Source organism: Proteiniphilum sp., from assembly GCF_034331125.1.
GTDB lineage: Bacteria > Bacteroidota > Bacteroidia > Bacteroidales > Dysgonomonadaceae > Proteiniphilum > Proteiniphilum saccharofermentans.
The window spans coordinates 1-12,225 of sequence record NZ_JAXQGC010000018.1; the positions used below are offsets into that span (position 1 = coordinate 1).

Consider the following 12,225-nt stretch of genomic DNA (forward strand, 5'->3'; position numbering starts at 1 on the left):
GCAAGCCGGGTGGTGTGAGAGGGCGGGGGAGTAATCCCCCTACCTACTCGATTTTTTGTCATATCGTTTAAATTTAGTAACTTAGGAGCAAAATAAAAAGGATATGGCAAAACCGGTTTTCAAAAGTTATACCCAGGGACAGTCGGTTCTCTTTCCTGCAAGTCTGGATGAAAAATTGCCCGCCGATTCTCCCGCGCGCCTGATCAACCATATCGTTGACAGCCTTGACATCAGCCGTGTGATAGATACCTACAAGTTCGGCGGCAGGAGCGCCTACCATCCACGAATGATGCTTAAAGTGGTCATTTACGGGTATTTAAACAACATCTATTCTTGCCGCAAAATAGAAAATGCCCTGAACGACCGTGTAAGTTTCATGTGGCTGTCCGGTAACCAGGCTCCCGACCATAACACCATCAACCGTTTCCGCTCCTCCCACTTGAAAGATACCATCCACGAGATCTTTACCCAGGTGGTTGTGATGCTGGTGGGGATGGAGTATTTAAGTCTTGAGCCGGCTTATATTGACGGCACCAAGATTGAATCAAGAGCCAACCGCTACACGTTCGTATGGCGCAAGTCGGTTGAAAAGAACAAGGTCAAACTGGAGGAGAAGATCCGTAAAGTACTGGAGCTTGTCGAGGAGGGTATCGCGCAGGACAACCTGCCCGATGATGAACCACCCCGCCCCCTGAACTCGGAAGAATTGAAAAGACGCATAGCGGAGATCAACCGTGAAAACCGCAGCAAAGAGCAAGAGAAGGCTATCAGGACACTGGAGAACAAACACCTGCCCAAACTGGAGGAATACGAGAAGCACCTCGAAACCCTGGGGGAGCGCAACAGCTACTCCAGGACGGACAAGGCTGCCACCTTCATGCGCCTGAAGGACGACCACATGCAAAACGGGCAATTGAAGCCGGCATACAATGTGCAGATAGCCACGCAAAACCAGTTCCTCACCCATTATGATATTTTTCCAAACCCCGGCGACACGCTCACCCTGAAACCTTTCATGGAGGGATTCAGGCAACGTTACGGGAAATATCCGGTCAAAAACATAGCCGACTCGGGTTACGGGAGTGAAGAAAACTACGAGTTCATGGAACAGAATAGTATTGAAGCCTTCGTCAAATACAACTATTTCCATAAGGAACAGACAAAGTCATTCAAAAACAACGGTTTTCTAGCGCAAAATTTGTACTACAACCCCGAGGGTGACTATTACGTGTGCCCGATGGGGCAACACATGGAGAAAGTCGGCACCACCACCCGCAAGAGCGAAAGCGGGTACCAGTCGCACCTGTCGGTTTACCAGGCTAAAAATTGCACGGGCTGCCCGTTGAGGTGCTTGTGCCACAAGGCAAAGGAGAACCGGAGCATGGAAGTCAACCACAACCTGAACCGCCTCAGGAACAAGGCTCGCGAACGCCTCACATCGGAGGAAGGCTTGATGCACCGCAGCCGGCGTCCCATAGAACCGGAAGCCGTCTTCGGACAATCAAAATCCAACAAGGGATATGACCGCTTCCGGCATTTTAACGACGAACAGACAGACAGGGTCATGATGGACTTTGCCATCTTTGCCGTCGCCTTCAACCTGGAAAAATTACACAGAAAAAGGCAGGATGCCGGAAAAAAACAGGCAAAAGCGAAAAATAATCCGTTTTTTACCGGTTTTATCCTATTTTGCCAACAAGAGAATAATAGATCAGTTAAGATTAGGACTTCTGCACAACATAACATGACTTATGCGGCGTGATGATAAAAAGAAAGCTGCCTCGTTTTGAGACAGCCTCATAGCCGGTAGTCTCAGTGATCGTTGTGAAATTGGTTCTACTTCAGTTTCAACGTCATTGCATTAAAAGCCACGACAAGGGTGCTTGCCGACATCAATATGGCGCCCATAGCCGGATTTAATATAAATTTCGGATATAGAATCCCTGCAGCCAAAGGGATGGCAATCACGTTGTAGCCTACAGCCCAGATGAGGTTCTGAACCATTTTACGGTATGTCCTTTTTCCGAAATCAATCATTTTTACTACATCCCGCGGGTCACTGTTTACCAGAATAATATCGGCTGTCTCTGCAGCTACATCAGTACCCGAGCCAACAGCGATGCCCACATCTGCCTGTGCCAGGGCAGGTGCATCGTTCACACCGTCACCGGTCATCGCCACGATTTCTCCTTCTGCCTGAAATTCCTTTACTTTTTCCTGTTTCAGGTGGGGCAGGACATTCGCCATATAACCATCCATCCCTAATTTGTTAGCAACGGAAGCAGCAATATCCTCATTATCACCCGTGAGAAGAAATGACTTGATACCCATTTGTTTCAAGTCGTCAATGGCTTGCCGTGAACCTTCACGAATAGTGTCGGCCAATGTGATGATTCCTTCGGGATGACCGTCTATCAATAAATAATTGACCGTCTCCGAAGCAGGGTCAATTTCACCGGGTGTTTCAGGCAGGGTGATTTTTTTATCCTGGAAATAATTCGGGCCAGCAGCCACGATTGTTTTCCCGTTGACCGAACCGGTTACACCCATGCCCTGCATATACTGAAAATCACCCGAGCGCCATAATTCCAGGTTCTTCTCATTGAGCATTTTCATGATCCCCTTTGCAATATGATGTTCGGAGTTTTGCTGTATCGCCGCGGCGTATTGCAATAATTCATCGGCAGCATATTTTTCACCCAATGGAATAATGTGTTGCACGGCGTGTGAACCCTCTGTCAGTGTTCCGGTTTTATCAAAGATGATGGTCGAGAGCTTTCGTGTGGTTTCAAAGGCTGTGCGGTTGCGTATGAGCAGGCCATTGGTGGCCGACAGCGTTGTGGAGATGGCGACAACCAAGGGGATGGCTACGCCCAGTGCGTGGGGACAGGCCGTAACCATGACGGTGACCATTCTTTCCAGTGCAAAGGATAAATTGCCCCCACCGGCAGTGAACCAGTAGATAAAGGTAGCCACACCCATCACGATGGCGATATAGGTAAGCCATTTAGCCACCCTGTCGGCCAGATTCTGTGTGTTTGATTTTGCTTCCTGTGCCGACTGTACCAAACCGATTACCTTGTGGAGATAACTGTCTTTCCCTACTCCCGTCGCCGTGAAATGAAGCACTCCGTCGCCGTTAATGGCGCCTGCAATCACTTTATCGTTCCGTGCTTTTTTAACGGGAACACTTTCTCCGGTAAGCATGGACTCATTTACGTACGATTGTCCGTCGGTTATCAGGCCGTCGGCAGGTATTTTCCCGCCGGGCCTGACGATGACGGTATCTCCGTTGTGTAGCTGGTCCAGATTGATTTTTTCTTCCCTTCCGTCTCTTACAACCGAAACATCAGACGGCAACAATTCCACCAGCGACTGCAATGCACGTGATGCCGACATCTGAGAACGCATCTCCAGCCAATGGCCAAGCAACATAATGACGATCAGCGTGGCCAGTTCCCAGAAGAAATCCATCCCTTTCAGACCAAAGACCACGGCGGCACTATAAATGTAGGCCACGGTAATGGCAAGGGCCACCAGTGTCATCATGCCAATCGCTTTGGCTCTTATTTCTCTGGTCATCCCTTTGAAAAAAGGCATACCACCATAGAGATAAATGATGCTACCAAGTATCAGCAACACATATTTATCGCCCGGGAATGCAATACCGAAACCCAGCCATTCCTGAATCATGGGAGAAAGCAGGAGCAGCGGAACAGTCAGGATAAGGGTGATCCAGAATCGTTTTAAAAAATCGCCGGTATGGTGTCCTTCGTGTTTATTGTAGCCGGATCCACCTGTAGCATGGGAAGCATGATTAGGATGTTCTGCATGTCCGGTATTTTCAGTATGTGCTCCATGTTCATTGGGTGTTGCAGGGACAGAAGACTTACTTTCATGCTCATCGCGATGTGAATGATCGTGTGCCATATTTTTTGAAAAATAAAGGGGAAGCGGCCAAAGCCACTCCCCTGATGTAGAAATGAATGCTACTCCCTGTACTTGCAGCAGGAGGGCAACGCATCGTAGACTGCCTTTTCGGCTTTGTCCTTGTCCGTGTCATGTCCTGCAGCCGCGATCACTTTACTGATCGCTTCGAGATTGGTTTTGGCCGGATCGAAATTCATATGCAGTTCCTGTTTTTCCATATCCCAGCTTGCAAAAGAGACACCTTCCACACTCTTTGCGGCCTTTTCAATGCGCTCCTTGCACATCTCACAGCTCCCCTTGACGCCCAGCATGGCATGTTCTTCGTTTTGGGCACCCTGTTGCATGTGTTCCATTTCATTCTGTGAATCACCAGTTGTCATTTGATTCATCTCCGTGTGTTCACGCTCTGATTGATTCTTGTTGGATGTACCTGAGTTACACGCGGTGAACAGGACAACACCCAAGATAATGGTTGTTATAAAAATTTTTTTCATTGTTGTTGCATTTTAAAGTTTTATGATTCAATGATCTAATCTCTGTATTTACAGCAGTCAGGCAAAGCATCATAAGTTGCCTTGTCTGCCTTGTATTGATCTGTATCGTGCCCTGCTTTGGCAATGGCTTCGGCAACGGCATCGGCTGATGTTTGGGCCGGATCGAAACCGAGATGCAGCTGTTTGGTCTTCAGATCCCAGCTGGCCGTGTGGACCCCGTTTACTGCCTTCGCTGTTTTCTCGATACGTTCCTTGCACATCTCGCACAATCCCTGTACAGTCAGCATCACATGCTCCCCACCCGTGGCGGGTGACTGCAAGGTATGTTCCTCATGCCCTGCAGTGGGTGCACTACCTGACGAGGCACTGTTCGCCGGGCTGCTGCCATTCATTGTATGACCTTCATGCCCGGTGACGGCGCGGCCTGCTTCATCGTTCATCATACTGCGCTTACCGGCCAGTTGGGCACTCGCATCGATGGTGAAGGCACCATTGGTCACGATCTCATCACCATCGTTGATGCCGGATAACACCACGTAGGCATCTCCCAGTGACGGTCCCAGTTCGACTTCCCGTAGCATGAACGCAGGTATTTCGGTATCCGGCTGTTTCACGTATACAATAGAGCGCTTGCCGGTCCACAGGATGGCCGACTTAGGAATAACAACTTCGTTGTTGTATTGTTTAAGCGGTGCGTCGATAAGGGCATTGGCATACATCTCCGGTTTCAGCTCCATGCGCGGGTTGGCTGTCTCCACCCTTACCTTTGCGGTACGTGTGGAAGGGTCCAGAATGGGATTGATAAAGGAGATCCTTCCGGAGAATGTTTTGCCGGGGAGTGACTGGAGGGTGTATTCCAGCCGGTCGCCCACTTTCAGAAAAGGCAGATCGGATTCGTATGCATCGAAAACAGCCCAGACCTGCGATAGATTAGCCACATCGAACAGCACAGTGCCGGTATTCACATAGTCGCCCTGGTTCACATTTTTGGAAATCACAATACCGCTTGTGGTGGCAACCACATCGATCAACGGAGAGACTTCACCCGATTGTTCAATGCGCGCAATCTGCGCATCGGTCAGCTTCCACAAACGCAGCTTTTCTCTTACCGCTTGTAGCAGTGCGGGCTGTAAATCCTGCATTTTCACCGCCTCAATCAGCTCCTGCTGTGCACTTAATAATTCAGGCGAATAGATCGAGGCAATGGGTTGCCCCCGGCGTACGCTCTCACCGGTGAAGGTGATAAACAACTTCTCTATACGCCCGCTCACGTGGGATGTTTGGGATTGCGACAGCCGTTCATCCACCTGGATGGTGCCGTAAAGCTGTACTTTTTTGACAGGGTTCTGTCTGCTCACGACCGTTGTTTGTACATTGGCCAACGCTGCCGCCTCGGCACTCAACTGGATGGCATTGGGGTCGATGGTAGCATCGCCTGAGCCGGTAGTCTGCAGTGGGATCAGATCCATCCCACAAATTGGGCAATCACCGGGTTCCTCCATCCTTATCTGCGGGTGCATGGAGCAGGTCCAGATGGTCGGTTCAGCCTCATGATCATGTGCTTCCTCCACCGAGGCTGTTTGTTGTGACGACTGTTTCCGGTTGCCGCCGGAGAAGAGGAGCCAGCCCAGAAATAAACCGGCCAGCAGGATCAATCCGTACCTGAAATAAGGGTGATTGGTGATTTCTTTTATTTTATTCTTATCCATTATAATAGCTTTGTTTAATTGTTTGATGTGTTGAAGGAACGCAATTTTCGGATGGAAGCCACCTTGGTGTTGTATTCGGCAATTGCTTCTGCTTTTCGCAATTGGTAATCGAGCAGTTGCCGCTGCACCTGAATCACGTTGGTGAGGTCACTCTTTGCCGATACAAACTCCTGCACCACCAACTGATAGGTTGTCCGTGCCAGTTGTTCCTGTTTCTGGTAGAGCGCGATCTTCCGCTCCGCATCATCGAGCTGGTGTTTCAGCCTGAACAGGTCGGACTGAAGCAAGTTCAGCGTGTTGTTGTACTTCTCACGGGCCGATTGCCACATAAACCGGCTCTCTCGTTGCTGTGCCTTGTATTTATTCCGGTAAAGGGGGAGGGAGATGGAAAACATGGGCATGATCATATCCATGCCGGTCATTTCCGGTTCCATTCCCTGCTCCATCTGCGCTGTCGCACTTTTGTCGATCAGCATATACTGCAGTCCGATGCCGAACATGGGATAACTCATTTTTTTATCCATCTCCCCTTTTGCCCGGTAGGCCTGTTCCTCTTCGACCAGCATGTCCAGCATAGGGTTCCGGTTTTCAATCTCGCTCATGGTAACCCCTTCATCAAAGAAAAAAGGTACTTTTGCGATGGAGTCGGGCAGAATGACTTCCCTGTCGGTAGAACGGTTCAACAACGCATTGAATTTCGCTTTTTCGGCTGCAATCTCCGAGAGGATGCTCTCGATGTTGTTTTCGATCTCAGCCATCTCCAGTTGCACACGGAGCACATCTGACATACCCGGGGCAGTGCTGCCCATGCCGGAGGACATGCCACCGCCGGAACTGCTCATACGGGATGACATCCCGGAGGAAGAGGAGGTTCCCGACGAGGTGGCAGCACCTCCCATGGAACCCATACCCGCCATGCCTCCACCGGTGGAGGAGGTGGCAGTACCTTTTGTTGACGGCGATGGGGAAGGTACCGTATAACCAGACGATGAACCGCTGTAGGGTGAGGAGACCTTGCGCAGGGCCAGCTCCTCCAGTTGCTTCAGCAATTGCAGGTTCTCGCGGTTGTTCCGGAGCTGCTGTACCAGTGTGGAGAGGAGATACCATTGGGTATATACCTCGAGGTACAGGTTGTCCCTTGTCTCCGTGAATCGGGCATACGCCATTTTGGCCATATGCGTGGCTTCGGTCTGCGCAGCCTTTTTGGTGCCGAACCAGGGAAACATCTGCATGAGGGTGAAATCGGCTACCTGGCGCCCACCCATAATGTCCATCGGCTTGAGGAAAAAGCCGATATCCAATTGTGGATCGGGCCAGGCGCCTGCCTGCGGCACCTTTTCCAGTGAGGCCTTATAGGCCAGGAAATCGGCATTCAGCCCGGGATTGTTCTTCGCCGCTGTTTCCAGGTAACGGTCGAGTGAATCGGGTGTTTGCGCCGCTACAGGATGGGGACCCATGAATCCCAGCACAACCAGGATGACGCCGAAGAGGTTATATGGTTTCATAATCTGTCGTTTTAGCTTGTTGTTTTTCTTTTTTCCGGATGACGCCTTCCCGCCACCAGCATTGAAGGATGGGTACGATAAACATGGTCATCGACTGGATCAGCATCCCGCCAAAGGTGGGAATAGACATGGGAATCATAATCTCGGATCCCTTGCCCGTGGAAGTCAGTACCGGCAGGAGTGCGATCAGCGTGGTGGCGGTGGTCATCACTGCCGGGCGTACCCTTTTTAAACCGGCGTGGACAACCGCTTCCCTGATCTCCTCCCTTGTCTGCGGGTCTCTTTCCAGGAAGGTGTCGTGGATATAGGTTCCCATCAGCACTCCATCGTCAGTAGCAATGCCGAAGAGGGCGATAAACCCTACCCACACCGCGATGCTGAGGTTGATGGGATGCATATTGAACATCTCACGGATATTGATACCGCCCATCGAAAAATTCATGAACCAGGGTTCACCGTATAACCATAAGAGAATAAATCCTCCGGCTAGGGCGACAAATACTCCCGAAAAGTGAATGAGTGAGGCGGTCACCGTTTTGAACTGAAAATAGAGCATGAGGAGGATGACGAGCAAAGCAATAGGTATGATGATCATCAATCGCTTCGATGCACGGGCCTGCTGCTCGTAGTTACCGGCGAAGGCATAGGAAACCCCGTGAGGCAGGCTGATCTCCCCGCTGCGCAGTTTCTCCTGTAATATTGCATCGGCCTCTTTCACCACATCTACCTCGGCCTTGCCAACTACCTTGTCAAAAATCACATAACCCACCAGGAACGTATTTTCACTCTGGATCATCTGAGCACCGCGGGTATATTCGATCTCCGCCACTTCTCCCAGCGGTATCTGCGCCCCGGTGGCTGTGGGTACAATCAGCCGCGCCAACTCATCGGGGTTCTCTCTCAGTTCACGCGGATACCTCAAGCGTACGGGAAAACGTTCACGTCCCTCTACCGTGGTTGTTAAGGGCATGCCTCCCACTGCCGCACCAATCACATCCTGCAGGTCGGCCACCGTGATCCCATATCGGGCCATCTGCTGCCGGTTCAGTTTGATTTCGATGTAAGGGGCTCCCACAGCACGGTCGTAGAAGACGGTAGAGGGTAGGATAGAGGGTATCTCTTTCAGGGCTGCTTCAAGGATCCGGCCACCCTGTTCGATCGATTCCAGGTCGGGTCCCGACACCTTCACTCCCATCGGTGCGCGCATGCCGGTAGACAGCATCACGGTACGTGCTGCAATGGGTTGCAGTTTCGGTGCCGATGTCAGGCCGGCGATATGCGATACATTGATGATCTCCTGCCAGATGTCATCTTCATTCCTTATTTCCGGACGCCATTGCCTGAAGTAATCACCCCGTCTGTCGGGAACCAGACTGTCCTCAGGCACTCGTCTGAATCCATCTTCCGGGTTATAGGTTGTCTGGTCGATCAGGATAAATTCTCCTTTCCGGTTGACCTTGAAACGTTGCCGGTTACCGTCTTCATCCAGGATATATTCGGGACGGTAGATGATCGTGTTCTCGAACATCTGGGTTGGTGCCGGGTCGAGTGCCGAATTGACCCTTCCCCATTTGCCGATGGTCGTCTCCACTTCCGGAATATGACTGATTCGTTTGTCCAGTATCTCAATAAATTGTTGGTTCTGTTCAATCCCGGTATGAGGCATGCTTGTCGGCATCAGCAGAAAGGAGCCTTCGTTGAGGGTGGGCATGAACTCCTGTCCGATACCGGGAAAGCGGTTGCTGGCTGTCTGCCAGAAACCTGTCTGGCGGAAAGAGCTCCACCCAATGGTCTCGAATCCTTTTGCCACGAGACCGAATGTTTTGTCGAAACCCATCCAGATTACAACGCCAAACAGGATGGTTATGATGGGCAGGATCATGAACTTCCACCGGTTAGCCAGGCTCCATCGCAGGATCTTTTCGTAATAGATCACCAGCATCCACAGGAGCGAGAGGATGAGCGCTATGATCAGTACCACGAACAACAAGTTGCGGGATACGCCTGCTTGTGTGCCCATGGGCAGCCATTCCACCGTCAGCAGGTAGACCACTGCCAGCAGGGCAATCCCGATATTGAGAAAAGTGGGTATCCGCGGGTTCTTCCACTGATGGGCAAACAGGTTGTTTAGGCCGAACAACGTTAAGGCAAGGTAGGGGCCGAAACCGGTGAAGATGACCAACGCAATACCGGCAGCCACCAGGATGATATTGGCAATTTTACGGAGTTTTATCGAAGTAATCCTGACCGAGAAGATATAGTAGACCAGGGTGGGCAGCACGGCTATACTGAGCAGGTATGCCGAGATAAGTGCGAAGGTCTTGGTATAGGCCAGTGGTGTGAAGAGCTTCCCCTCCTGTGCCTCCAGAAAAAAGACAGGGAGGAAACTGACGACAGTGGTGAGCTGCGCGGTGAGCACCGCCCCCGATACTTCACTGACGCTCCGGTAGATCAGATTGGCGAAGGCTTTTCCCTTTCGAATACCTTTGTTCTCTTCCATCTCCATGTGCCGGATGATGTTCTCGACAAAGACCACGCCGATATCGATCATAATCCCGATGGCGATAGCAATGCCCGATAAGGCCACTATATTGGCATCAATGCCCGCATAGCGCATGATGATGAAAGCGGCTAACACCCCAACAGGAAGTATGCTGGAGATGACGATCGATGCCCTGAGGTTCAAAATGATGACGATGACCACGATAATGGCAATGAGCGTCTCATGGGTCAGCGCGGTCTCCAGCGTGCCGATGGTCTCATGAATCACGCCGGTCCTGTCGTAAAAGGGAACGACGGTCACCTTCGAGACGGTGCCATCGGCCAGGGTCTTTTGGGGTAATCCTGCTTCCATTTCTGAGATTTTCTCCTTCACGTTGTTGATCACCTCCAGCGGGTTGGATCCGTAGCGTGCCACCACCACGCCACCTACGGCTTCCACCCCTTCCTTGTCGAGGCCGCCGCGCCGCGTGGCCGGGCCGAGATTGACAAAGGCCACATCTTTGATTTTTACCGGCACGCCATTGCGGACCGTAATGACCGCCTCTTCGAGGTCAGCCACATTCTTGATGTATCCCAGCCCCCGGACGAGGTATTCTACCTTATTGATCTCCACCGTCTCCGCCCCGATATCGAGATTGCTCTTCTGTATGGCAGTCATCACATCCATGATGGAGAGGTTGTAGGCGCGCATGGAGTTCGGGTTGATCTCCACCTGGTATTCTTTGACAAAGCCACCTACGGAAGCCACCTCTGCCACACCCTCAGCCGATGAAAGCGTATACTTTACGTAGAAATCCTGAACGGTTCTCAACTCGTCGGGACCCCAACCTCCGGTGGGTTCACCGGTATCGGGATTTCTGCCTTCCAGCGTGTACCAGTATATCTGACCCAGAGCAGTTGCATCCGGCCCCAGGCTGGGTTGTACTCCTTCAGGTAACGTTCCCGATGGCAGTGAATTCAATTTTTCCAGAATGCGCGAACGACTCCAGTAGAATTCAATGTCTTCTTCAAAGATAATGTAGATAAACGACATCCCGAACATGGAAGTGCTGCGGATGGTCTTTACGCCGGGAATACCGAGCAGTGAGGTGGTCAGCGGATAGGTGATCTGATCCTGGATATCTTTGGGTGAGCGTCCCATCCATTCTGTGGCAACGATCTGCTGATTGTCGCCGAGGTCGGGGATCGCATCTACCGGAACCGGATCTCGCGGCAGCATGCTGTACCAGTTGAAGGGGGCTGTGGATATCCCCCATACAATAATGATGGTTAGTAACAGGATGGATAACAGCCTGTTATTTAAAAAATAGTGAACGATTTTATGAAGCATGTAGGAATGATTTGATTTTTAAAAGACAGATGAAATGGTAACATAACCTTCAAAACCAGCCAATGACTTCTTAGTCCGGCAAATTTTTCTTAGAAAAAAAGTGAGGTTATGCTGTTTTCTGAATTGATAAAATCAAATACGGTAGATGCAGATATAAGTGAGCAGGTCTGTAGTAAGCCTGCCCAATCCGACAGGCGGGAAATGATGCCGGATAGTGAGGGAATTGTCGGGAATAACCCGGTAGGGCAGTGATGCCATCACCGCCCATGTGCCACCGGTTACTTGAGTTAGGTTGTGGATTGTCTGCTGTTCTGCATCACGACTGAAATCGTCCGTGGAGATTTCGATGGTCTGGAATTCGCAACAGACCTCGTGATATACGACGTTGTCGGTAGTGGATCCTGCTGCCGGTATACTATTTCCGGAGGAGGTCAGTGTTGCTTCCGCCATTGGCTCTTCGCAGCAGATGCTACTTTCAGACGCTTCGAAGAAACCAGCGGAAAATAGGGTGCCTGCACAGAGATGCAGCGACAAAACCGGCTGAATGCCGGTCAGCAGCATGACTACTGTGAGCAGTATGGCGATACCTTTTTTCATTCTTCTCTGTCTGTTTTTCCTTTTTTCCTTATTTCGAAACGCAAATATAACAATATCAAAACAATTTAACCCCATAATTGTTTAAAAAATACCTAAAAGTCTCACCTAAAAGTCTCAAATAAAAATTACATGTGTCAGATAAAGTATTTATCTTTAAG

Annotated in this window: 7 protein-coding genes; 1 reads left to right on the forward strand and 6 read right to left on the reverse strand. The window is 50.6% G+C overall.

Features of this window, described 5'->3' with window-relative positions; translation table 11 throughout:
* Nucleotides 1-103 precede the first annotated feature (103 nt).
* Nucleotides 104-1,762 carry an IS1182 family transposase gene (locus tag U2P89_RS04515; RefSeq protein WP_313382324.1) on the forward strand — a complete coding sequence of 553 codons (1,659 nt, stop codon included), beginning with the start codon at nucleotides 104-106 and terminating at the stop codon, nucleotides 1,760-1,762.
* Between the two features lie 74 nt (nucleotides 1,763-1,836).
* Here the strand turns inward: U2P89_RS04515 and U2P89_RS04520 are convergent, their stop codons facing one another.
* The 6 genes from U2P89_RS04520 to U2P89_RS04545 form a co-directional block, all read right to left on the reverse strand.
* Nucleotides 1,837-3,930, reverse strand: coding sequence for a copper-translocating P-type ATPase (locus tag U2P89_RS04520; protein WP_313382323.1), 2,094 nt, complete (start codon nucleotides 3,928-3,930; stop codon nucleotides 1,837-1,839).
* Between the two features lie 59 nt (nucleotides 3,931-3,989).
* Entirely contained in the window at nucleotides 3,990-4,424 is a 435-nt protein-coding gene (locus U2P89_RS04525; protein WP_092033893.1) for a heavy-metal-associated domain-containing protein, read from the reverse strand.
* A gap of 35 nt (nucleotides 4,425-4,459) precedes the next feature.
* Complete coding sequence (locus U2P89_RS04530; RefSeq protein ID WP_313382322.1) at nucleotides 4,460-6,133, reverse strand: efflux RND transporter periplasmic adaptor subunit; 1,674 nt, start codon at nucleotides 6,131-6,133, stop codon at nucleotides 4,460-4,462.
* 14 nt (nucleotides 6,134-6,147) lie between these two features.
* Nucleotides 6,148-7,638 (reverse strand): TolC family protein, encoded by a 1,491-nt coding sequence (locus U2P89_RS04535; protein WP_313382321.1) that lies wholly within the window; start codon nucleotides 7,636-7,638, stop codon nucleotides 6,148-6,150.
* The gene (locus tag U2P89_RS04540) at nucleotides 7,625-11,470 is read right to left on the reverse strand and encodes an efflux RND transporter permease subunit (RefSeq protein WP_313382320.1); all 3,846 of its coding nucleotides are present in this window, start codon (nucleotides 11,468-11,470) and stop codon (nucleotides 7,625-7,627) included. Before U2P89_RS04540 ends, U2P89_RS04535 begins: the two co-directional genes overlap by 14 nt.
* Before the next feature lie 132 nt (nucleotides 11,471-11,602).
* Nucleotides 11,603-12,067 (reverse strand): hypothetical protein, encoded by a 465-nt coding sequence (locus tag U2P89_RS04545; RefSeq protein WP_313382319.1) that lies wholly within the window; start codon nucleotides 12,065-12,067, stop codon nucleotides 11,603-11,605.
* Between the last annotated feature and the right edge of the window lie 158 nt (nucleotides 12,068-12,225).